Source organism: Octadecabacter antarcticus 307 (assembly GCF_000155675.2).
GTDB classification, from domain to species: domain Bacteria; phylum Pseudomonadota; class Alphaproteobacteria; order Rhodobacterales; family Rhodobacteraceae; genus Octadecabacter; species Octadecabacter antarcticus.
This window is the reverse complement of record NC_020911.1, coordinates 1,021,818-1,044,835: the sequence shown is the minus strand read 5'-3', so window position 1 is coordinate 1,044,835 and position 23,018 is coordinate 1,021,818. Positions and strand designations below refer to the sequence as shown.

General features: G+C 54.0%; 18 protein-coding genes, 7 pseudogenes and 1 other annotated feature. Of the genes and pseudogenes, 12 read left to right on the top strand and 13 right to left on the bottom strand.

What is annotated here, in order from left to right; genetic code table 11:
• Positions 1-32 precede the first annotated feature (32 nt).
• The 4 genes and pseudogenes from OAN307_RS05350 to OAN307_RS27745 form a co-directional block, all read right to left on the bottom strand.
• Positions 33-1,292 (bottom strand): imelysin family protein, encoded by a 1,260-nt coding sequence (locus OAN307_RS05350; protein WP_015498804.1) that lies wholly within the window; start codon positions 1,290-1,292, stop codon positions 33-35.
• A gap of 9 nt (positions 1,293-1,301) precedes the next feature.
• A complete protein-coding gene (locus tag OAN307_RS05345; protein ID WP_015498803.1) occupies positions 1,302-1,796 on the bottom strand; it encodes a hypothetical protein in 495 nt (164 codons plus the stop codon).
• Positions 1,797-1,948: 152 nt separating this feature from the next.
• A pseudogene (locus OAN307_RS05340) lies at positions 1,949-2,299 on the bottom strand (extracellular solute-binding protein); the annotation flags it as partial.
• A 56-nt stretch (positions 2,300-2,355) separates the two neighbouring features.
• Positions 2,356-2,496, bottom strand: a pseudogene (locus OAN307_RS27745) (IS5/IS1182 family transposase); the annotation flags it as partial.
• Positions 2,497-2,584: 88 nt separating this feature from the next.
• Here OAN307_RS27745 and OAN307_RS05330 point away from each other — a divergent pair.
• The 3 genes and pseudogenes from OAN307_RS05330 to OAN307_RS05320 all read left to right on the top strand — a co-directional run bounded on the left by OAN307_RS05330 (position 2,585) and on the right by OAN307_RS05320 (position 4,186).
• Positions 2,585-2,905: a transposase gene (locus tag OAN307_RS05330; protein ID WP_144055506.1), complete on the top strand. Its 321-nt coding sequence runs from the start codon at positions 2,585-2,587 to the stop codon at positions 2,903-2,905.
• A gap of 20 nt (positions 2,906-2,925) precedes the next feature.
• Positions 2,926-3,117, top strand: coding sequence for a hypothetical protein (locus OAN307_RS05325; protein WP_044043242.1), 192 nt, complete (start codon positions 2,926-2,928; stop codon positions 3,115-3,117).
• 13 nt (positions 3,118-3,130) lie between these two features.
• Positions 3,131-4,186 (top strand): annotated as a pseudogene (locus tag OAN307_RS05320) (IS110 family RNA-guided transposase).
• A gap of 439 nt (positions 4,187-4,625) precedes the next feature.
• Here the strand turns inward: OAN307_RS05320 and OAN307_RS25910 are convergent.
• From OAN307_RS25910 to OAN307_RS31140, 4 genes are all read right to left on the bottom strand, one after another.
• On the bottom strand, positions 4,626-4,796 hold the full coding sequence (locus OAN307_RS25910) for a LuxR C-terminal-related transcriptional regulator (protein WP_083902916.1): 171 nt from the start codon (positions 4,794-4,796) through the stop codon (positions 4,626-4,628).
• Positions 4,797-4,807: 11 nt separating this feature from the next.
• The gene (locus OAN307_RS05315) at positions 4,808-5,707 is read right to left on the bottom strand and encodes a tetratricopeptide repeat protein (RefSeq protein ID WP_144055505.1); all 900 of its coding nucleotides are present in this window, start codon (positions 5,705-5,707) and stop codon (positions 4,808-4,810) included.
• A 331-nt stretch (positions 5,708-6,038) separates the two neighbouring features.
• On the bottom strand, positions 6,039-6,971 hold the full coding sequence (locus OAN307_RS05310; protein WP_015498799.1) for an AAA family ATPase: 933 nt from the start codon (positions 6,969-6,971) through the stop codon (positions 6,039-6,041).
• On the bottom strand, positions 6,880-7,110 hold the full coding sequence (locus OAN307_RS31140) for an ATP-binding protein (protein ID WP_083902915.1): 231 nt from the start codon (positions 7,108-7,110) through the stop codon (positions 6,880-6,882). Before OAN307_RS31140 ends, OAN307_RS05310 begins: the two co-directional genes overlap by 92 nt.
• A 237-nt stretch (positions 7,111-7,347) precedes the next feature.
• On the opposite strand from OAN307_RS31140, the gene OAN307_RS05305 reads away from it, so the two are divergent.
• Positions 7,348-7,566 (top strand): hypothetical protein, encoded by a 219-nt coding sequence (locus OAN307_RS05305; RefSeq protein ID WP_044043238.1) that lies wholly within the window; start codon positions 7,348-7,350, stop codon positions 7,564-7,566.
• A 137-nt stretch (positions 7,567-7,703) separates the two neighbouring features.
• Here the strand turns inward: OAN307_RS05305 and OAN307_RS05300 are convergent.
• A pseudogene (locus OAN307_RS05300) lies at positions 7,704-8,991 on the bottom strand (IS3 family transposase).
• Positions 8,579-8,695, bottom strand: a sequence feature (AL1L pseudoknot). (Overlaps the previous pseudogene by 117 nt.)
• 51 nt (positions 8,992-9,042) lie before the next feature.
• Here OAN307_RS05300 and OAN307_RS29680 point away from each other — a divergent pair.
• The 3 pseudogenes from OAN307_RS29680 to OAN307_RS27740 all read left to right on the top strand — a co-directional run.
• Positions 9,043-9,341: pseudogene (locus OAN307_RS29680) on the top strand (transposase); the annotation flags it as partial.
• Between the two features lie 461 nt (positions 9,342-9,802).
• Positions 9,803-11,054 (top strand): annotated as a pseudogene (locus OAN307_RS05280) (IS3 family transposase).
• 37 nt (positions 11,055-11,091) lie between these two features.
• Positions 11,092-11,431, top strand: a pseudogene (locus tag OAN307_RS27740) (hypothetical protein); the annotation flags it as partial.
• 366 nt (positions 11,432-11,797) lie between these two features.
• On the opposite strand, the gene OAN307_RS05270 reads toward OAN307_RS27740, so the two are convergent.
• On the bottom strand, positions 11,798-13,666 hold the full coding sequence (locus OAN307_RS05270) for a sigma 54-interacting transcriptional regulator (protein ID WP_015498795.1): 1,869 nt from the start codon (positions 13,664-13,666) through the stop codon (positions 11,798-11,800).
• Between the two features lie 292 nt (positions 13,667-13,958).
• On the opposite strand from OAN307_RS05270, the gene OAN307_RS05265 reads away from it, so the two are divergent.
• From OAN307_RS05265 to cynS, 5 genes are read left to right on the top strand one after another with little or no spacing between them, the layout of a single operon-like run.
• Positions 13,959-15,236, top strand: a complete 1,278-nt coding sequence (locus OAN307_RS05265) for a CmpA/NrtA family ABC transporter substrate-binding protein (RefSeq protein ID WP_245540970.1) — start codon at positions 13,959-13,961, stop codon at positions 15,234-15,236.
• 5 nt (positions 15,237-15,241) lie between these two features.
• Positions 15,242-16,072, top strand: coding sequence for a nitrate ABC transporter permease (gene ntrB / locus OAN307_RS05260; RefSeq protein WP_015498793.1), 831 nt, complete (start codon positions 15,242-15,244; stop codon positions 16,070-16,072).
• A 12-nt stretch (positions 16,073-16,084) separates the two neighbouring features.
• Complete coding sequence (locus OAN307_RS05255; protein WP_015498792.1) at positions 16,085-16,987, top strand: ABC transporter ATP-binding protein; 903 nt, start codon at positions 16,085-16,087, stop codon at positions 16,985-16,987.
• Positions 16,984-17,454 carry a nuclear transport factor 2 family protein gene (locus OAN307_RS05250; RefSeq protein ID WP_015498791.1) on the top strand — a complete coding sequence of 157 codons (471 nt, stop codon included), beginning with the start codon at positions 16,984-16,986 and terminating at the stop codon, positions 17,452-17,454. Before OAN307_RS05255 ends, OAN307_RS05250 begins: the two co-directional genes overlap by 4 nt.
• Positions 17,455-17,497: 43 nt before the next feature.
• Positions 17,498-17,950, top strand: coding sequence for a cyanase (gene cynS / locus OAN307_RS05245; protein ID WP_044044485.1), 453 nt, complete (start codon positions 17,498-17,500; stop codon positions 17,948-17,950).
• Between the two features lie 188 nt (positions 17,951-18,138).
• Here the strand turns inward: cynS and OAN307_RS27735 are convergent, their stop codons facing one another.
• The 3 genes from OAN307_RS27735 to OAN307_RS05230 all read right to left on the bottom strand — a co-directional run bounded on the left by OAN307_RS27735 (position 18,139) and on the right by OAN307_RS05230 (position 22,992).
• Positions 18,139-18,327 carry a hypothetical protein gene (locus OAN307_RS27735; protein WP_015498789.1) on the bottom strand — a complete coding sequence of 63 codons (189 nt, stop codon included), beginning with the start codon at positions 18,325-18,327 and terminating at the stop codon, positions 18,139-18,141.
• Positions 18,328-18,738: 411 nt separating this feature from the next.
• Positions 18,739-19,392 carry a DUF2848 domain-containing protein gene (locus OAN307_RS05235; protein ID WP_015498788.1) on the bottom strand — a complete coding sequence of 218 codons (654 nt, stop codon included), beginning with the start codon at positions 19,390-19,392 and terminating at the stop codon, positions 18,739-18,741.
• 24 nt (positions 19,393-19,416) lie between these two features.
• Positions 19,417-22,992 (bottom strand): hydantoinase B/oxoprolinase family protein, encoded by a 3,576-nt coding sequence (locus tag OAN307_RS05230; protein ID WP_015498787.1) that lies wholly within the window; start codon positions 22,990-22,992, stop codon positions 19,417-19,419.
• Positions 22,993-23,018: the final 26 nt, after the last annotated feature.

The window sequence follows — 23,018 nt, the reverse complement described above, 5'->3', positions numbered from 1 at the left end:
CGCATGCCGAAATTTTCAGACGTTAGGACCGTTTACTGGAACACAGCGTCCGGATCATCAAGGCTGTCGGACCCTTCAATCCCAACGGCATCAACGCCCAGAACCGCAACCACACGTTCGATAGACCGCGTCTGATCGATGAAGGCGTTCACACCTCCCATGATCAGGTCTTCGCCGGCTGCATTACCCGCTTCGAGCATCATGTCGTAGGCAAAACCCGCCTCAGCGGCATGCTTGATATCACCCAATTCGCGGATCGTGGCGGACAGTTTGGTGCGCATTTCAGTGTCCAGATCACCGTCAGATCCTGCGACCAGATCAGCGAGGGACGCGCCTGACACAACCGTGCCATCAATACGTGTGTAGCTGCCCAGATAGACGTTCTGTACGCCCACACCATTGTAGTAATGGTCGTTATGGGTGTTGTCGGCAAAGCAGGAATGCTCTTCTTCGGGGTCGTTCAGCATCACGCCAAGGCGCATGCGTTCGCCCGCCGTTTCGCCGTATGACAACGATCCCATGCCGGTCAAGATTGTCGCAATGCCCGCATCCTCATCCGCCATGACGGACGCGCGTGCGTCGCCGCCTTCCGTCCATTGTTCAGCCATCCATTCAAGGTCAGCCACCAGCAAATCTGTGGCCGCCTGCAGGTAATCACCGCGACGGTCGCAATTGCCGTTCGTGCAATCGTCGCCCATGGCGTAATCCGTCGCCGGGCGCATGCCAGCCCCCGTACCGTGGCCATTCAGGTCTTGGCCCCACAAAAGGAACTCAACAGCGTGGTAGCCAGTCGCAACGTTGGATTCGACGCCGTCAGCCTCATGCAACTGACCTTCAAGGAAATCTGGCGTGATCGCAGACGCATCAATATTAGCACCAGACAACGTGAATGTCGGGTTTGCGATGACATTCAGCGCTGCAAATTTGTTTTCATCAGATGGGCCGCCGTAGGACGCATCCACATAATCGATCAGCCCCTCGTCAAGCGGCCACGCATTCACTTTGCCTTCCCAATCGTCAACGATTGAATTGCCAAAACGGTACACTTCGGTCTGTTGGTAAGGCACACGCGCGGCGAACCATGCGGCCTTGGCGGCTTGTAGGTTGATTTCGGTCGGGTCCACGATCAGCGCATTGACGGCCGTCTGCAACGTCTGTGCTGTCGTCAGACTGTCCTGATAGTTCGCCTCGGCAATGTTGGAATATGTCGTCAACACGTCCTGCGCATGGCCAGCGGCAAACGCTATTGGTGCGACAAATGTCAGCGCTGTTGAAAGTAGAATCTTTTTCATATCGGTTCCTTAATGAATAGTTTTTGAGGTGGTATTGATATCGTTCAAAGTAAACTTCAGATCGGCCGGCAGCGGTGCGAGCGTCATGCGGCGCAATGCCAATCCAAACGTCTGCGCCAAGGCCGCCATCGGTATGCACAGGTTCGGATCAACCATTAGCGACGCAATCAAGGCCGCGTCTTCGCGTTTGCATTCAGACGCGTAGCCGATGAAGTTCGCGAAACAGCTTTCGTCGGCGCCGATGCATTTACATGCCAATCCATGCCGCATCAGTGGACGACGGCAATGGCGGGCGCACATATCGAAAATCTGGGCCAAAGCGTGAACCGCCTCAAAACCAACGGTTTCACCTAAAACACTGCGGAAATCGGATTGAACACGACGTTGCCCGTCCGTCCCCTCGGCCCAGAGTCGCCAATAAATAATGGCGCTGGCTTCAATCGGGCCAAGTTCGCCAAGATGACCAACAGGCGCACCGCCACGGGAGATGGTTTTATGCTTCATACACAATACATGAGTAATTTAGTCAGGCATGTCAATCCTGATTAAAACAGTCAACATATCTAATTTAGACTTAATGGAAGGGCCAGCACTCCCGCATGCAAAAAGGGCGCCATTTACATGGCACCCCTTCTCTCAATCGTTAATAAAAGAGCTTATTCCCAACCAACTTGGTTAAAAATCATCTGCGCCTCTGGCACATTCTTCGCCACTTCGGTCAGATCAACCGCGTCGGGACGGAATAGACCCAACGCAGCAAAAGATGGTGACAACCCAACGCCTGGCACTGCAGGATATTCGTCGTTACCAGCGCTGAAATACTGCTGCGCCTGATCGGACGTGAGGTATTCCATGAACGTCACAGCATTATCGCGGTTTGGCGAATGAGCAGCCACACCACCACCAGACAGGTTCATGTGCGCACCTTCTGCATTTTGCGCAGGAAACACCCAGCCAATATTGGCAAGTGCATCACCGCTCAGGCCGTCCACGTCTTTGCGCAGCGATGGGCTTTGTTGCACAAGGCAGCATGAGGTCTGACTTCCCCTTACCCCTGATGGAGCTATGCTACGACAACGGTTCTGGGGATGCCAAGTGCAGTGAAGCCATTGAGTATCGCTGCGCGGATTTGGATTTCCGCAACTTGCCGGTCGAAGTCGCGCGCTGCCAAGCTCTGACCGAGTAGTTTCATACAATGCATCTGCAGCCAGGCAGGGCATTGCGCAGCAATGCACGAGTGAAGTGGTCCGGCAAAACTGGACAGCGTGCTAAGATGTATCCAACACGAACGAATGGATACGAGGATGACAAAGCGACGGAACTTTTCAGACAGCTTTAAAGCTACTGTGGCGATTGAGGCGCTGCGCGGTGACAAGACGGTTCAGGAGATTGCGGCCAAGCGGCAGCTCCACCCAACGCAGGTGAGCACATGGAAACGACAGGCGATCGAAGGCATGGCTGGTTTTTTTACCGACAAGGTCAAAAAGGCTGAGAACAAGGCCGGTGAGATTAAAGAGCTGCACGCCAAGATTGGTCAGTTAGCGGTGGAGAACGTTTTTTTGTCACAAGGGCTGAAGACAGCTTATTTCGCTAAAGCGAATTCACCAGGGTGAGCCCATCAAAACGCCGCGAGATGATCCGCAAAGAGAACACAAAACTGAGCCTGACGCGCCAGTGTAAGCTGCTCAAGATCAGCCGTTCGTCGATCTATTACACACCAGTTGGGGTGAATGCTGAGACGCTTAAGCTGATGCATGAGATTGATCGGATATTTACGAAATATCCATTCTTTGGCAGCCGACAGATAGCAGATATCTGCATATGAGAGGAGCCACCCCATGCAAGTTACAACAATCGGCCTCGACCTGGCCAAAAACGTTTTTCAAGTTCACGGGATCACAGAAGACGAAGAGGTCGCCTTCAACAGGCCTTTGAGACGGGCACAGCTGTTGCCGTTCTTCTCCAAGATTGAGCCCTGCCTGATTGGTATGGAAGCCTGCAGCAGCGCGCATCATTGGGCCCGGGAACTCACGGCGTTGGGCCATGATGTTCGGCTGATCCCGCCGATATATGTCAAGCCATACGTTAAGCGCGGCAAGTCTGATGCGATCGATGCGGAGGCGATTTGTGAAGCGGTGACCCGTCCGACGATCATTGCCGGCAGGTGAAGCTTGCATTCACCGAGAGGGCGGTTTGTTGCAATAAAAACCGTTGAGCAACAAGCTCTGCTGTCGCTCCATCGCGCACGGGCTCTGCTTGTCCGACAACGCACCCAGTTGATCAATGGCTTGCGTGGCCTGGTCGCTGAGTTCGGCGTTTACATCGCGAAGGGCCTCGCGCGGGTCATCGGATTTGCAGAGGATATTTTAGTAGGCGAAGTGCTAGATCTGCCCGAGATTGCCAATGAGGTGATCCATAATCTTAGCGAACATCTTATGGCACTCCACGCTCGGGTCCGATGGTATGAAGATCGGCTCAAGCTGGTCGCCAAGGAAGATGCACGTGTCCGTTTATTGCGCACCATACCGGGCGTTGGCGTGGTGACAGCCTCGGCAATCATCGCCAGCATTGGTGATGGTCATCAGTTCCGCAATGGCCGCGAGCTTGCAGCATGGCTGGGTTTGACGCCCGCAAACAAGTCCAGCGGCGGGAAAGAGAAACTGGGGCGCATTACAAAAATGGGTGATCAATACTTAAGATCATTGTTGGTCGTTGGCATGACGTCGCTCGTCCGACAGACCAAGTCGCACCCGGAGCGCGCCAGCAAATGGCTGATATCGCTGCTGGAACGAAAACCTGCGCGCGTCGCAACAGTCGCTATGGCCAATAAAACGGCAAGGATTGTCTGGGCCGTTTTAACCCGCAACCAACCTTATACACCGCGCACGGCCTAAAGGGAGAAAGAACAAAGAGTTAGCAAAACCCGCGAGATGATGGTGCATAAGTCTGCCGCCAAAACCAGGACACCCCGTCGAAGGTCCCGGGCGACATAGCCCGCAAAGCTGATAGGGACTCGGTTTGCGGAATCCATCAGGGCCAGCGGTCAAAAACCGCGCAAACAGGCCCCTCTCATTGATTGCCTTGCAATCAACTGCCGGGCAGCGGGAACACATGACTGCTTCTGACAAATGCACAAATCTGATCAAATATGTCTTGCTATGCAGGAGCCATCCACACAAGATCTTCGCAGCGCTACGCATCAAGATCCGCCGGACATAGTGGCCATTCAATGGCAAATCTCACCAAAGTACTAAAGTTGAGAAAGCAGCCATTTGCCTTCGACGAGCCTATGCGCGGAAACACAAACAGAACCAAGCATTCAAGCGAGGATATCTAGAACCAGCCAGCTTCCCGAGCCAGCGCTGCTGCCTCGCCTCGTGACCAGACATCAAGCTTCGACAGAATGGCCGAAACATGGTGGTCAACCGGTTTTGGCGCGACGAAAAGGCGCGCTGCAATCTCGGCGTTGGACATGCCCTCGTTCAGGGTTTTCAGCACGTCCATCTGGCGCCGTGTCAGGCCGGCTGGGTTCTTAAGCGTTGACTGTCGTGGCCCAGTCGACGTGAACCCAATACCCGACTTCGCGCATATCGCGCTGAACCGCCTTTGGCAGCCCAGGCATTCGCGGTTTCCCGCCACCGGCCGGAAATCTGTAGACGAACAGGTTCTAACAAGTAATTTGAAGAGGGCAGCGAGCACCCAGGGTCTAATTTGTGAAGCCACAAAACCACAAAGGGCACATGGCAGATGTCGTTAACCTTTGCGACGACGTCGGACAGAATTTCGATCGCCCGCTCTCGCGGCTCAAGGCCGAGCCATGCCCTTTCCGCCATAACCTTTGCATAGACGCAGAGCCGCTGCATCTCATCCATACCCACGATGAACGATTGCAAGACCTCGAAAGCCTCTACTCCGGGACCGTCGCCCCGGCGCATGGAGATCCACAGAATTGAAATCGCAGAGCTGAAGGCTTGGGGGTTGGAGATGGCCATATCTGCCTCGAGACTGTAAGTCTGGCGCGCTTGATCAAAAGCGTCATCGTACTGGCCAAGTTGAATCTGCGCCCATGCGACAGCGCCACTCAGATAAGTCGCCATACCCTCCTGATCTGTATCACGACAAAACTGTACCCGCTGCCGAGCAAAGTCGATCGCTTGTCGATAGTTCAAGCGGGCTAATTCAAAGAATGCCAAGTTGGTGTACGCTCTGCCAGCGTTGTCGAAACTCCTGATCTCGGTGGCTGTGTCCAAGCTGCGTTGAAGCAGACTGCGCCCATAGTCTGGATCGGTACAGACAAAGGACATCCCAAGATTATTCAGACTATGAGAGAGAATATCAGGCCGTTCAAATTCTTCTGCCAGTTGCATAGCAGAATTCGACGGGCCAACGACCGCATCGTAATTGTTGTCCAGCATCGCAAGTTGCGCAACCGTCGACTGAGCCATCGCCAGTTCCGGGCCGCGCTGGCTGGCAAGTGTCTGAATAGCTTTGTCAGCATAGTTCCGAGCCGAATTGCCGTCAGCTGCAACCCAGTAAAACCGCGAAAGGCGGCGGTAACTGTCCCCTTCGCGGGTGATATCTCGCTCTGACACATAGTATTCCAGCGCCTGCTTTTCGGCCCTGATCGCATCAGGGATTTGGCCGATCTGGTAGTTTGTCCATGCATATTCTTGTAACCACGCCGCACGTTCACCCCTCGGAGAGCGGGCCCGAATGATCCAATGCCAGCTTTAAGTAGTCGGCGGCCTATCTCAAAGCACCAAGCCGCAGCGCGTCATTGGCTGCCTGAGGGACGAGGCTGCGGATCGCAGTTTTATCGCCAGCCGCAACCGCGTGGTGCAGTAAATAGGCATTTTGCACATTTCCCTGATCGAGTAGAACTGCCAAGATGCTTGCGTTCAACTCGCGTCGCGTAGCACCGGAAAGTTCGCCCTCAATCGCCTGCCGGGCAAGCTCATGACGAAATGACAGAACCTCACCATGCTCCTCGAGCAAGCCGAGCTTTACGCAAATGTCGACGAGGAAAGTTGCGCTGGGGCAAAGCACCTCGATCATCCGTGTCTCGGTCTGCCGCGCAAAGATTGACACGGCATCGAGGATCTGGCGCGCCTTCGGGCTCAATGCCTCGGCCCTCGCAAGAACTGAATCCTGAACCGTAAGGGGTAGACTTCGATTGCTGCTGCGCAATAGCTCGGTAACATAGAAAGCATTTCCGCCCGCCACTTTGTAGACCGCCTCACCGTCTCGCTCCGCTCCGTCAGACAGGATGGTGACTGCCACTTTTGACAACGGAGCCAAAACCATTCTTGTGATAGTATCCGGTGACAGCGCCCCAACTACCCGTCGAACATGCTGGCGGCTTTCCAGACTGTCGTCCCAGACGGTCAGCAGTAACAAAACGGGTCGATCTTTGATCCGTCGGGCCAGAAACCGCAGAAAATCCAAGGTCGCGTCATCAGCCCAATGCAGATCTTCGATCACCACGACGGTCGGTTGTTCCGTGTCAGTCAGAATCTCCAGCGCTTCAGAAAAGACTGACAGCCGATCACCCTGAGACGAGATATCGCGCGGCAGTTCCCAATCCGCTTCACGGGCAAGATCCCTTAGCGGGGCGAGCGGTTCGGCGATTGAGAGGTCTTCGCACGCACCTCTCAGCACGCGTGCTGAGAGGTGCAGCATTTTTAAGAAACGTCCGGGTAAGCGCAGTCTTTCCGATCCTGGCCTCACCGCTGATCACAACCGTATGGCCTCGGCTTTTAGAGGCTTCCCTCAGTAAGTTTTGAAGTGGTCCCCTTTCGGCTTCGCGCTCCAATAACATCCTGCTCTCCCGGCCTCCTTCAATTTCACCAGTATAAGCGAAAAGCGATCAGTTAAATCAAGAAATGGTTCGGTCCGAGCCAATCCTCTCTCTAAAAATAGGGAGTCTGCGGATGAACAAATAGGGAGGGTCGAGGCACAAATTAGGGACTTTGCCCGACGCGCAGCCTCTGTGTTTTAGGCACCTTGGGATCAAGACAAAACTTATTACACCAACTCAAACCCAGGAGCCAAGCCCATGACCACCTTCAACACCAACACCCATCTCAATGCCGACCTCAACGCACGGGGCCGCCAGATGGCCAAAGCCCGCGATGCGGCTGAAGCGCTGGTTTTGCGCCTTGTCAGCGGCCTGCCCGCGCTGTTCGCCCGCCGCCCTGTCGGTCCGGCTGCAATACTGGCAAAAGCTGAGCGCCGCGAAGCGGCTCGCCGCGCGGTAGATAATCTTCTGCGCTAAGTTATTCGGGGATGCCCGCCACCAGGAGTGCTATGGCGTAGCGGTCTTCAAGCGCGTTATCGGCGAAGGGCGTGTTGGCCCGGCACTCAGGCGGTTTGAACCTCCCCGGCTTTACCGGAGGGTGATTTATTCAATGACTAGGCGACTATATCGAGTTTGTTCAGGTTTGCATAGAACGCCTCCTCTGCTTCTGCGGGTGTGATGTATCCGATGGGGCCGAGCAGGCGGCGGTTGTTATACCAATCGACCCATTTCAGCGTTTCCCACTCAACCTCACGCATCGATTTCCATGGACCGATTTGGTTGATGACTTCGGTTTTGAAGAGGCCGATGACGCACTCGGCCAGCGCATTGTCGTAGGCATCACCGACGGTTCCGACCGAGAGATCGATTTCGGCCTCGGCCAGGCGCTCGGTATACTTGATCGACAGGTATTGTGATCCGCGGTCCGAGTGGTGGACCAAAGCCTTGTTATCTGGTGTTTTTCTTTGCCAGATTGCTTGCTCCAACGCGTCGAGCACGAATTGGGTCTTCATTGATGTCGATGTGCGCCAGCCTACGATCCGCCTTGCAAAGACATCAATCACGAACGCGACGTAGACTGTCCCTGACCATGTGGGCACGTAAGTGAAGTCTGAAACCCACAGCTTGTTTGGCCGATCCGCCTTGAACAGGCGGTTCACCTTGTCGTCCATTGCCTGGCAGGCGATTTGCAAAGCAAATCTGCCGAGAGGGGGGGGCATGGCAAAGACGTGTCCGGGTTCGTGGTAATGACCTTCTTGCCACGAACGACGCCTTTGATGCCCAAGGCGCGCATCAACCGCTCCACAGTGCAGCGGGCAACATCCTCACCCTCCCGTCGCAGAACATGCCAAATCTTTCGGGCCCCGTAGAGTTTGCAGTTGTCCGCCCAAGCCCCGTCGATCTTGACGCTCAGAGCGGCATCAGACTTGGCACGAGCTGACGCCCGCTCAGGATCACGCGCGATGGCGCGCCGGTCATAATAAGTGGAAGGGGCAAACTGCAGCGCCCTGCAGATTGGCTCGACCCCAAGTGTCTCTCGGCTTTCCGCAATGAAATCCATCATTTGCGAAACGGGCGGTCGAGCTCCGCCTGTGCAAAATACGCCGACGCCTTACGCAAAATCTCATTGGCTTGACGCAGTTCGCGGTTCTCACGCTCAAGTTCCTTGATCCGCGCCTTCTCAGCGCTGGTAGGCTCTGGCCGTTCGCCGCCATCGCGCTGGACCTGACGGGCCCAAACGCGAAGGCTGTCCGGCAAACAACCCAATTTACCCGCGATCGCCGTCAGCGCCGCAGCTTCGCTCTGATATTCATCGCGGTGTTCCATAAGCAGCCGAACCGCACGCTCGCGGAACTCAGGTGAATACGGCTTCGAGGTCTTCTTCTTTTGTGTCTGTTCCATAACGGGCAATTCTCCGAGAGTTTTGCCCTCCGGTAAAGCCGGGCCGGTTCAATCTCGATAGATAATCACGTTCCTCGGGATCATCTGCTGCGATCCATTGAGCGGTTTGTCGACCTGTCTGGCATCCGTCAATATTTCGCCGTTTGTTACAGCCATACTGGTCGCTGTCCTTTGATCCAGAACTGCTGATCCGAATGCTGCTGGTTGGCTGCTGCCTCGGCATTCGGTCCGAACATCGCCTCTGCGAAGAGGTGCATCTGAACCTTGCTTACCGCTGGTTCTGCGGACTGGATCTGAGCGACAATGTGCCCAACCACTCAACCTTTTCCAAAAGCCGCCCCTCTCATGGCGCAAGCGCAAACGACCGCCGGGCAATGGATGTTGAGGCCACGCGGTCGATCCGTCAGGCCGAAGTCGGGTCCGTGCGCACGATGCCGGGATGGTTAGTGGATCGTGGCATCGCGCCGCACATCCCGGTCATTCACTGCCTAGGATGTGCAGGTTCACATGCACGAGAGGGGATAAGGCTGGCCGCACCGATGGCACCCTGAGCCGCGCTAATTTTGAGTGGGACCCGTAGGGCGACAAGTACATCTGCCCAGAAAGTCAGTCGCTCAAGCAATCTCGCCGCAACTATTCCGATCCCAGTCGAGGCCCAACCACGACGGGCAGGACAAAATATCGTGGGCCTAAACTGATCTGTCAGGCGTGCCCATCCAAAGCCAAAGTGCTGCCCTAAGGTAATCCCCCCGAAAAATGGTTGTGTTAAAAACTAGAATTTTTGCGGCAAGATAAGCCAAGGAGATTCACGATGAAGAAATCACGTTATTCAGAGGCTCAGATTGTCTCGATCTTGAAGGAAGCTGAGAACGGGGTGCCTGTTTCTGAGCTGTGCCGTACGCACGGAATGAGCAGTGCTGCATTTTACCAGTGGCGCTCAAAGTATGGCGGTATGGACACGTCGCTCATTTCTGAGATGAAGCAATTGCAGGCGGAGAATGCGCGTCTGAAACGCATGTATGCAGATATCGCGATGCAGAATGAATTGGTGAAGGAAGCGCTGGCAAAAAAGTAATGAGGCCGTCGTTCCGACGAGAGATGGCCCAACAAGCAGTCGTGGCGCGTGGTGTCAGCGTTGCGCTGGCATGCCCGCAGCACCCGGCAGGGCATTTTTACATGCCTGAGAGGGGGCATTCGCGATCAGCCAGCGTTGCTATCGGTATGTGCCGATCCTAGCAGATGGAAATGAGGAGATTGAAGATTGGCTGGTCACGTTGACCAAGGCGCGAAAGAATTGGGGCTTTGGACTGTGTTATCCGATGGCTGGCAGGTGATTGCTTACAATCGCCGAGAAGCTTTATTTGCGCAATGTGAAAGGGTTCGGATGGAACCATAAACGGGTCCGTCAGATATACTGCGAACTGGAGCTAAATCTGCGTATCAAACCCCGTAAACGCTTAAAACGTGAGCGCCCCGATCCGTTGTCAGTGCCAGAACGACCAAACCAAGTGTGGTCAATCGCTGCCCGGCAGTTGATTGCTTTGCAATCAATGAGAGGGGACTTCATGGCAGACCAGTTGTGGAACGGGAAATCTTTCAGGACATTGAACATCATAGATGATTTTAACCGCGAAGGTCTGGCAATCGATGTGGACTTCTCTGTGCCAGCAGCAAGGGTTGTACGCAGCCTTGATCAAGTCATCCAGTGGCGCGGAAAACCCGCGATGATACGCGTGGGTAATGGCCCAGAATACGTCAGTGCCAAGCTGATTGAATGGGCGTCAAAACACCATATCACCCTGTGCTATATCCAGCCGGGCAAGCCGCAGCAGAACGCCTATATCAAGCGATACAACCGTACAGTGCGGCCCCTCTCATCGATGCTTAGCATCGACTGCCGGGCAGTGAATGAATGGCTCGGAACAAACATATTTCACAGCATTCAGGAGGTACAAGGTTACGCTACACAATGGTTATGGACTTACAACAATGACCGCCCCAATATGGGAATCGGCGGCGTAACTCCCGCTATGAAGCTGAACCAATACAAAATGGCCGCGTAATTCTAGTTTCAAACAGCCCCATAAATGGGGGGATTACCCTAATATCGATGTTCGCAAGATCACCCGCGAAGAACACGAAGACGCACGTCAAGTTGCCCGCGACACTGACTGCCCGGCGGTGCATGTTTACATGCATGAGAGGGGCCAAAAACCAAACAACATGCCGTTTCAATGCGACTGCGAAAGAAGGTCGAAATGCTCTTCGCAAGCCTCAAACGCATTCTTGGGTTGGGACGGCAGACTTGGGTTGGGACGGCAGATTGAGATTACGAGGACCATGCGGCGCAAATGACGAATTCCTCCTCGCAGCAACCGCCCAAAACCTCCGCAAACTAGCCAAGATCTTTCCTGCACCGCAGCAAGCGTGCAAAGCCTGATAAGAAAGGCGCTTGCGCCCTGTTCAACGCCAGACTTTCTGCACGCGCAAAACGGTGTTTTTCAACAGAATCGGCGGAGAACGGACTTTCACTGCGATTGCGAGGTGGTAGTGCGATAATGTCGAGAGCGGACATTCAAACTGTCGCGGAACAGGAGTTTGTTCTGGGCGGCGGACGGCTGCTGCGAGCCCACAGTTTCCAATACTAAAACTTTCTTCAAAAACGGAAAACCACCTTAAAGCTGACTTCCAACAAAGCCTGATATAACGATGACGACCGTTCGAAATTGATACGTCTTAGATTGGACGGTGTTGACAGGTGACAACCAACTGACGGTACGTGTTTCAACCAAATATAGGCAGCGTTTCAACTCGCATTGCCCAACATCCCATTTACCCAATCACCCTCTGAGATCGCGTGAGATTTAATTTTGGAATAGACGGTGGTCGGGGGAAGTCCCAAGAGCTTAGCTGCACCACCTTGCCCTGAGACTTTTCCGAGTGATCTGCAAAGGCACCTGATAAGATTATCTCTCTCCAACTGGCGTAAATCCGTACCTGTTAGGATGTTGCCGTCGAAGGCCAAGGTCTTTGATGCCGATGCGTTAAATTCAAATCGAAGCTTGCCACCTTGAGCTAGGATGGCTGCGCGTTCGATGACATTTTCCAGCTCTCGGACGTTGCCGGGCCAATCGTACGCCAACAAAGCCCCAATATTAGCCTTCGTCAGCCGCGTCGTTGGTAGCCGCAGGCGGGACAGAGATGCCTCAAGAAAGTGTTTGGCGAGCAAGGGTATATCTTCACGCCGGTCTTTCAAAGCATCACAGCGCAGCGGAAAGACGTTCAGTGCAAAGAACAGATCATGGCGAAAACGGTTCGCTCGCACCTCGGTGTCGAGGTCGCGTGATGATGTGGATATGATTGTTAAATCAACAGGCGTATCCACAGTGTCGCCAAGGCGGCGAAACGCGCAGCCTTGGATAACGGCAATCAATTTGGCTTGAAACTCTTTGGGGATGTCAGACACATCGTCCAAATGTAGGGTTCCATTATTGGCAAGTGCCAGTTTGCCCGCCGTGTCACGCGCGGCACCGCGAAAAGAACCGCGTCGATAACCAAATAACTCTATCTCTAGTTCATGGGGCGAAATGTCTGAACAATTTACCCGCACAAGTGGGCGTTTGCGACGACTGCTCGCCTCGTGTATCGCACTCACCGCCAGGCTTTTTCCTGTTCCGGGGCCCCCGGTGATCAATACATTTGTCTTCGTATCTGCGACTAAATCAATCTGCGCGTTCAAATTCAGGATCGCGGCAGACTCGCCAACGATCCCTGCATGCGATCTTACATTGCGGATCTCGGTTAGAAGGTAGTCATTCTCTTGTTCCAACTGGACGCGCAGATCTTGGACTTGTTTCAACGCATGGCGCAGCTTCTTTTCGTTTTCCGTACGTTCGGTCACATCACGAAAAATTACGACTGCGCCAGCGAGCACGCCGTGATCGTAGATCGGAGTTGAGACGTATTCGACCAGAATGGGCTTGCCGTCCTTGCGCCAAAACGTATCGTCATTGATCCTCACGGTTTTGTCACGTCGAAACGAATCGTAGATCGGGCATTCATAGGCCGGAAAATGGTCACCGTTCCGGTGTTTGTGGTGAATGATAGAATGCAATTCTCGCCCGATGAGATCGTCCACACTCCACCCGAGCATTTCTTGCGCTGCACGATTGACGAACGTGGCCTTGCCTTGGGCATTGATCCCGTAAATTCCTTCTCCGGCGGCTTCTAGGATTAGATGGTTTTGGGATTCCATTTCACGAAAAAAACCATAGATTTTTTGCCATTGCATCAGGCCCGCGCGCTGGTGTGCGTCTTGATCAGCCAAGTAGGTGCGCCGCTCTTGTGCGTCCAGATCAAGAAACGTCAACATGATGTGCCGGCCCTCAAGGTGGGTCCCGTATGTCTGCAGGTGCAAGGGCGATTCATCGGCGCGCATAAAGTCGAGGGTCGTTTCGATATAACGCCCAAAATGCATAACTGCCTCAAGAAAAACTGCCATCTCAGGTGTTTGCGACATTAAGAACGGACGCAATTTTTGACCCGCAAGATCCGCACCGAACAGTGACAAGGCCTGCGCATTGCATGACACGATTTGATCACCCTCCGCATCAAGAAGGATCGTGGGCAACGCGAAATGCGCGAGCGCGGCGGAGATATTGGAATCATCAAACATACAAATATTTTGAACAGACGAAGCTGCATGCCGCCAACTACGAAGGATCGTAAATTACGAAATATCGTATGAATTGCTCAAAATTTAACCTTCTTTTTCATAAACTTGTTAATAATGTGCGAATTACCAATCCGCCTTATACGCTGAAAACCCCCATGACATCATGAACCCAAATCACGTCATGGGGGTTACAATGACAGTTAAGAGCCTAGGAAATCCGTTCTCCAAAGATACCGATCTTCGCCATGGTCAAGGGTGTCCATGCGATACTTGCAAAAGCTCGGCAACCAAAATGCCAGCCGCCCACATGTCCAGCGAAGAGATGCTGGAACAGGCCGTAGAAAGTGCGATTGTACGTTCAGTTTTTGGGCACAGCGACATCGGTCGTCGGTCATTTATGGGCATGGTCGGAGGCACCACGGCTGCTGCTGCCCTCGCGTCAGTATTCCCGATGAACGAAGCGAAAGCTCGTATCCTCGAAAACCTCGGCCCACCGGAAAAGACGGATCTGAACATTGGCTTTGTCCCAATTACATGCGCAACACCAATCATTATGGCGGAACCTTTAGGATTCTATGCACGCTATGGTTTGAACGCGAAAGTCATCAAGACAGCAGGCTGGGCCGTGGCCCGCGACAAATCGCTGTCGGGTGAATATGATGCCAGCCATATGCTGTCGCCAATGCCTTTGGCGATGACAATGGGTGCAGGTTCTATCGCAGAACCCTATATTATGCCCGCGATTGAGAACATCAACGGACAGGCCATCGTGCTGTCCAACGAACACCTCGACAAACGCGACCCGAGCCAGTGGAAGGGTTTCACTTTTGGTGTGCCGTTTGAATATTCGATGCACAATTTCCTGCTGCGCTACTACGTGGCTGAATTTGGTCTGGACCCAGATGTCGACATCCAGATCCGCGTCGTTCCCCCACCTGAAATGGTAGCGAACCTGCGCGCTGGAAATCTTGACGGCTATCTGTCGCCTGACCCATTCAACCAACGTGCTGTATATGAAGGTATTGGGTTTATTCACATCTTGACCAAAGAAATCTGGGAGGGTCATCCGTGCTGTGCCTTCGCCGCACCGCTGTCGTTCGCGACGGAGCTTCCAAACACATACGGAGCATTGCTCAAGTCGATTATTGACGCCACTCAGTATGCATCAAAAGCCGAAAATCGCGTTGAGATATCGGAGGCCATTGCTCCAGCCAACTACCTCAACCAGCCGGTTACAGTTATCCAACAGGTTCTGACCGGCACCTACGCAGATGGACTGGGCGAGGTGCAGCGTGTGCCAGATCGGATCGATTTTGACCCGTTCCCGTGGCAATCCATGGGCGTGTGGATCCTGACACAGATGAAACGCTGGGGCTACATCGAGGGCGACGTAGATTACAAAGGCATCGCCGAACAGGTCTATTTGGCATCTGACGCGCGCAAGATCATGACAGATCTCGGCTATGACGCACCGGCTGAAAATTACAAATCGCACATGATCATGGGCAAGTCCTTTGATTACAATCAGCCCGAAGCGTACATCGACAGTTTCGCAATCAAAGCGAATTGACTGACATGCTGTCAGAAAACAAGCGGGCCGCGATTTGGTCGGTCACCCTCCTTCTGGTAAGTCTGTTTGTGTGGGAGATATCAATCCCTGCGCAGCAGATTACCACTGGCGAGCTAACCGAATATGAACTGCTGATTGGCGCAGGCACACCCAAAGCGGGTGTGCCGCCCCCAAGTCAGGTTTTGGTCAAAGCATGGGAAGAACTGTCAAACCCATTTTACGATGCAGGACCTAACGATAAAGGCATCGGTATCCAGATTGGCTATTCAATATACAGAGTTTTGACCGGTTATTTTATGGCCGCCCTAATTGCGATCCCGCTAGGTTTTCTGATTGGGATGTCGACCGTCGCTTACAAGGCACTGAACCCATTTATTCAGGTTTTGCGCCCTATATCACCACTGGCGTGGATGCCACTGGCGCTGTTCGTCATCCAAGACAGCGAGGCGTCAGCAATCTTTGTAATCTTCATCTGTTCGATCTGGCCAATGTTGATTAACACGGCCTTTGGCGTCGCCGGCGTTCGTGAAGACTGGGTCAACGTGGCCCGTACACACGAATTGAGCGCGTTCAAAACCGCTTTTACCGTGATCTTACCGGCGGCTGCGCCCACCATCGTGACGGGCATGCGGATCTCAATTGGGATCGCATGGTTGGTCATTGTTGCGGCTGAGATGCTCGTTGGGGGTACCGGCATTGGCTATTACGTCTGGAACGAGTGGAACAACCTCGACCTGACCTCAGTTATCTTTTCAATTCTCATGATCGGCGTCGTCGGCATGTTGCTGGACTCAGCTCTTGGGCTGCTCCAACGACGTGTCGCCTACACCGAATAGGACCGCACACACATGGCAAATTCATTCCTCAGCATCGAACGGCTGACCCAACGATATCCAGATGGGCAAGGCGGCGAATTTACGGTCTTTAAAAATGCAAGTTTCGGCATTGAGAAGGGTGAATTCGTTTGTATTCTAGGTCATTCAGGATGCGGCAAGTCCACGATCATGAACATCCTTGCAGGACTGGCTGACCCGTCGGGTGGCGTGATCAAAATGGACGGTCAGGCCATTTCTGGCCCCAGCCTTGATCGAGGTGTGGTCTTTCAAAATTACTCTTTGTTACCGTGGTTGACCGCCCTGAAGAACGTGACATTCGGTGTTGCCGCGCGGTTCCCCCATTGGACCAAGCAACAGGTCAACGATCATTCCATTGCGTTCCTTAAAACAGTTGGCCTGTCTGGTGACGCAATCCACCGCAAACCCAGCCAGCTGTCGGGGGGCATGCGTCAACGGGTATCCATTGCGAGGGCATTTGCGAATGAACCTAAATTGCTTTTACTGGATGAGCCGTTTGGTGCGCTTGACGCGCTGACCCGTGGCACCATCCAAGAAGAGCTGATCAAAGTCTGGAGCGGCACCGACCAGACCGTGTTCATGATCACCCACGACATCGATGAGGCCATCCTGCTGGCCGACCGTATTTTGCTGATGACCAACGGCCCCAATGCCAGCGTTGCCGAAAGCGTCGAAATTACGATTCCACGCCCGCGCGTTCGCACCGCAATCGTGCAGCACCCCAACTACTACGCAATTCGCAATCACCTTGTTCAGTTTTTGGGTAAACGCTCGGTTGAGCTGTCCGGAAAGGCGTCTGGCGACGAAACGCAGCGGCCCGAAACAGTGCGTATCGACAAGACTTTGCCAGAAGGGACATTTGATGAAAACCCCATGTTGCGCGCGGTAACAATATGACGGCCCGTCCACCAATTCCCCCGTTCAGCTACAGCGATGCTGTTCAAAAAGTTCGCATGGCCGAAAATGCGTGGAACAGTCGCGATCCAGCATCGGTCGCGATGGCCTATACTCCCGATACACGCTGGCGAAACCGGTCTGAATTTTTAAACGGGCGTGCGGAAGTTGAAGCCTTTTTGACGTCAAAATGGGCGGTCGAAAACGGCTACCGCCTAATCAAAGAAATCTGGGCATACAGCGATAACAAGATCGCTGTGCGCTTTTGCTATGAATACAATGACGACGCCGGCCAGTGGTTTCGCGCCCATGGCAACGAAAACTGGGAATTTGACGCCTGCGGCTACATGGCCGTACGTCATGCCTCCATAAACGACGTGCTCATTCTAGACAACGAACGGCTGTTCCACTGGGACGCCCCTGGACCGCGTCCTGATGATTACCCGGGGCTGGCTGAACTCGGCCTGTGAACTGACGACCAAATATAAAACTGTCCAAAAGGATACAGTCAAAATGAACGATATGATTACCAAAGAAGACGTCACAGCCATGATCCTTGCGGCCAAGAAACAGGCCGGAATGACATGGGACGGGATTGCCGAAAAAATCGGAATGTCACCGATCTGGACGCATTCTGCCGCCATGGGCATGAACGCGTTTCCCGCTGACAAAGCAGCCTTGATGGCTACAACGATGGGCTTGCCACAAGGCGCCGAAGACGCGCTGACGGAAAGTCCAACAAAAATCTGGGAACAAGCCGTCCCAACCGATCCCTGCATCTATCGTTTTTATGAAATTGTTGGCGTTTACGGACCTACACTTAAGGCGATCATCCAAGAAAAATTTGGTGATGGCATCATGTCCGCCATTGACTTCGATATGTCAGTAACCCGCGTGGAAAACCCCAAGGGCGACCGCGTTAAGGTTGAAATGTCGGGCAAATTTCTTGCCTATAACAACTGGTAAACCCTTGATAAAAAGCTTTTAAATGGCAGTCCAGTATGGCAATATTTTTTGTCCAGAGACTTGCCGTTTCGGCGCGTTGATTGCAAAAACCTAAATAGCTGAATAACTGCCTATGATCAGAAGTGGCCATCACAACCTATTAAGGCCAAAAGTCACTTTATCCGCACCGCCGCGTTTCAAAAATCGCATTACACAACCAATTGGCTAACCTTGGAATAAAATTTGTCTATCATGGCATCATCAACCTGTGCACGATCACCGCCCCTCTTGGAAAACCTCGCTGCCATATTCTTGATCGCGGCACGCTTCCAAGTCCCCATCTGCGCGGCCTCCCAGTGTTTGTTCGCAAACACCTGCCAGTAATAGGTGCACGCCATGCTTCTTCGATAACTCCGCCATTGTCATTTCTTCGCGGATCGCTTCAAGCGCAATCTTGGCCTTGCCCCCCTCTCATCGTTTGCAAGCAAACGATGAGAGGGCAGTGGGACGAATGGTTCTTTCGTTTCGTCATTTTGGATCATCTCTCTCGCAAGTTGATCCACCTTAACTACGGGTCCGAATTCCCGCGATCGCCTCTGAAGAACCTCGCCTACAACATGCGTCGCCTCTGTCAGTTGCGCCACATCAACCCAAACCCAGCGTGGAAAACGACCGGGCAAAGACGCAGATCATGCTGCGTGTCACGAAAACCAATATATAATAGGCAGCTTGCCCTTCGAAACAACACAGTGCGGGCAATGCGACTCCTCACGCCTACCCAGTCTCTTAGCGGAATGTGGAACAGGGCCTCAGTGAACCAAGTCTAAACAATTGGTCTTGTATTGAAGCTCAATTTTTCTTTCCATAACAGGATCATACAGTTCAGCGCGAAACTCAACTGCGGCGCGGACACCACTAATAGCTGGCAAAGTTCCACACAGCATTGCCGCGCCGTCTACGTCTTTAATCCGCGACATAAGCGTCTGTAGCGGAAGAATCTGTTCCAAGCTGCCATCCTGATAAAGCACCCAATTCCCACCCTCTTTGATCCATGATCGCAATTGCACTTGATCAATGTGTTCTTGTACAACGCTGAAATCCCACAGATCAGTCGCGCAGACTTTTGCACAGACCTGCTTTGACGCAGCGACCGATGTCGCTTCAAGCTCTCGATCGGTGTGATCTGACGCCAATCCAAGCCACAGCTTACCACCCTGATTGACCAAAAGTGGTTCAGCCTCACCGGACGTGGCAGCCCCCAACACCTGAATTTCGTCCGCTTGCGTCATCAATGTATTTGCAACCTGATAAAACAATGGTGTCGTGGACGGCGGTGCCACGCCGAGCGCGCCCAATTCATCAATATGATGTTGAACCATCGCGCTGTCGCGCCCCGTCCAACCTGCAATAATAAGATGTTCGATCGCGACATCAACCTGCTCAGATCCAATCAGAAATTGCATTCACTTCTCCTTTTTGCGGGCTGCCTAAGCGGGCCCATATCCACCGCCACCCGGGGTTTTCATAACAAAAACGTCGCCCGTGTTCAGCTGTGCTTCATCGTTGCCTTGTAGCTTTTCAACCTGACCATTGGCGCGTTCAATGCCGTTTTCGCCCACGGCACCCGACAGGCCGTCCGCCGCCCCGTGGGGCGGTATAATCCGGTGCGATGAAAGAACGGTGACCGTCATAGGTTCCAGAAAGCGCAATCGCCGGATGATGCCGTTGCCACCAGTAAATGCACCACCACCGCCCGATCCTTGGCGGATTGAAAACTCATCAACCTGAACGGGAAACCGTGTTTCCAACACCTCAGGATCAGTCATGCGCGTGTTTGTCATATGGCTGTGCACCGCACTTGTGCCGTTGAAACCATTGCCTGCCCCTGTGCCGCCACAGATCGTTTCGTAGTTTTGATGAATGTCGTTACCATAGACGAAATTGTTCATCGTCCCCTGACTGCCCGCAATCACGCCAAGTGCACCGTACATCGTATCGGCTATCGCCTGACTGACCTCGGTGTTGCCCGAAATCACAGCAGCAGGCGCGCGAGGGTTGATCATGCTGCCGTCCGGCACTTTTAGGATCAGCGGCTTTAGGCACCCTTCGTTCATTGGGATGTCACTGCCGACCAGCGTGCGAAATACATACAAGACGACAGCACGGCAAATCGCGAGTGGTGCGTTGTAATTAAACTCGCTCTGCTCAGACGTGCCAGTAAAATCGATAACCGCTTCACGCGCATCACGGTCCACCGTGATGGCGACTTTGATTTGCGCTCCGCTGTCCAATGGATAGGTAAATGCGCAATCCGACAGCACATCGAGCACGCGGCGCACACTCTCTTCAGCGTTGTCTTGAACATGGGACATGTAGGCGTGGACACCGTCTTGGCCGAACTGTGCCGTGATGCGCTGCAACTCTGCGACGCCCGTCGCGTTCGCGGCGATTTGTGCAGCAAGGTCAGCCATGTTCTGATCGATGTTGCGGCAAGGGTATTTGCCAGATGCTAAAAGTGCGCGCGCAGCGCTGTCTTGCAACTGGCCTTGTTTGACCAACAGGAAGTTATCGATCAGCACGCCTTCTTCTTGAATGACACGACTGTCGGGCGGGGCCGATCCCGGTGTCTTGCCGCCGATATCGGCGTGGTGGCCACGGCTGGCGACCGTATAAATAATCTGCTCACCTGCCGTGTCGAACACGGGCGTAATCACGGTGACGTCGGGCAAGTGCGTGCCGCCATTATACGGGTTGTTCATCATGAACACATCGCCTGGGCGGATATTGCCTGCGTTTTGAGCCAGTACGACCCGCACACTTTCAGACATCGACCCCAGATGCACCGGCACGTGCGGCGCGTTCGCCACCAGATCGCCGTTCTGGTCAAAAATCGCACATGAAAAATCATAGCGTTCTTTGATGTTGACCGAATAGGCCGTGTTGGCCAACGTTGCGCCCATCTGATCAGCGATGGACATAAATAGGTTGTTGAACACTTCAAGCATCACTGGATTGACTTGTGTGCCAATAGCCTCTTGGCGGGCCAATGGGACAACCCGCGTCAGAACCAGATTGCCGCCGTCCACACATTCCGCTTGCCAACCTGCTTCGACGATGTTGGTCCCGGTGGGTTCGGTTACGATTGCGGGGCCGTCAACGCGCGCGCCTTTCGACAATGTCGCGCGGTCGACCAAAGGCACCTCGCGCCACGCACCCGCAGACCACATCTGACCCCTTTGCGGCGTCGCATCGGTGTGGATGTTATCAGGCATGCTGACCTGTTCGCCCGTGTTGCCAATGGCCTCGGCGCTGAGCACGTCAATCAAGAGGGCGGCATCCGTTGGCACGAACCCGAACCGCTGCTGATGTGCGGCATTGAACGCCGCCGCCATGGCGTTGGGTGCGCCAAACGGGACCGGCAGGGTTTGTTGCGCACCGTCAGGACGGATATGTGCGGTGGTCACAACATTGATTTGATCCGGCGTAATGCCTTGGCCCATCACCTCGGACTGGACGGCGTCAACCAGTCCTTCAAGCGCGTCTTTAGCATCTGCGACGCGGTCCAATGGCGCACCAAATTGATGTTCGCGCATTGCGCGCACGTCGGCCAAACCCATCCCGAAGGCCGATAAGACCCCCGCAAAGGGGTGGATAAATATGCTTTCCATCCCCAGCGCATCCGCGACCAGACAGGCATGCTGCCCGCCAGCACCGCCAAAGCAGTTCATCGTGTATTTGGTGACATCATAGCCACGTTGGACGCTGATTTTCTTGATTGCATTGGCCATGTTTTCGACGGCGATGCGCAAGAACCCTTCGGCGATGTCTTCAACCTTTCGATCACCGCCAATCTCTGCTGCCATGCTCGCAAACTTCTCTCGCACAACGTCTCCATCAAGCGGTTGATCCGCGTTAGGACCAAAAACTGGCGGGAACTGATCTGGCTGCAATTTGCCCAACAGCACGTTGCAATCCGTGACCGTAAGGGGGCCACCACGACGATAGGCGGCCGGTCCGGGATTTGCGCCCGCGCTTTCGGGGCCGACCTGCATGCGGCCATCTCGATATGACAGGATAGAGCCTCCACCGGCCGCAACGGTGTGGATCGACATCATCGGCGCGCGCATTCGCACACCTGCGACTTCCGTCTCGAAACTGCGTTCAAATTCGCCCGCGTAGTGACAGACATCCGTGGACGTACCGCCCATGTCGAACCCGATCAAGCGATCGAACCCCTGTTCCGCTGCAGTGCGCACCATGCCAACAACGCCGCCCGCTGGCCCCGACAAAATGGCATCGCGTCCCTCAAACAAGGACGCATCTGTCAATCCACCGTTTGAGCGCATGAACATCAACCGTTGCCCACCGCCCTTCGTCGTGCCCAGTGCGTCGGCGACTTGGCGCACGTAGCGACGTAAAATCGGCGACAGATATGCATCAACTACAGCGGTATCACCACGCGCGACCAGTTTGATCAGCGGGCTTGCCTCATGGCTCAAAGAAACTTGCGTGAACCCGATTTGCGTCGCCAATTCACCGATGCGCTTTTCGTGATCGGAAAACCGATAACTGTGCATCAATGCAATGGCGACTGACCGATAGCCTTTGGCGTAGGCCTGCGCCAACCCGGTCCGCGCGGCGTCTACGTCCAGCGCAGTGACCAGCGTTCCATCCGCCGCAATACGTTCATCCACTTCAATCACGTCGTCATAAAGAAGTTCAGGCAGCACGATGTTAAGGTCGAAAAGCTTTGGGCGGTTCTGGTATCCGATCCGCAAAAGATCACGCAATCCTTTCGTGACCACCAAAACTGTGCGTTCACCTTTACGTTCAAGGAGCGCATTTGTGGCGACGGTCGTACCCATTTTCACGGCGCTGATAGTCGCAGGAGGGATCGGCGCATCTGGCGTTAACCCGAGCAGATTTCGAATACCGTGCACTGCCGCATCGGCGTACACTTCAGGGTTTTCCGACAGCAGCTTATGGGTGTGCAAAGCACCATTCGGTGCCTTGGCCACGATGTCGGTAAATGTGCCGCCGCGATCAACCCAAAACTGCCACATGAGACATATCTCCTCTATTTGCAGGC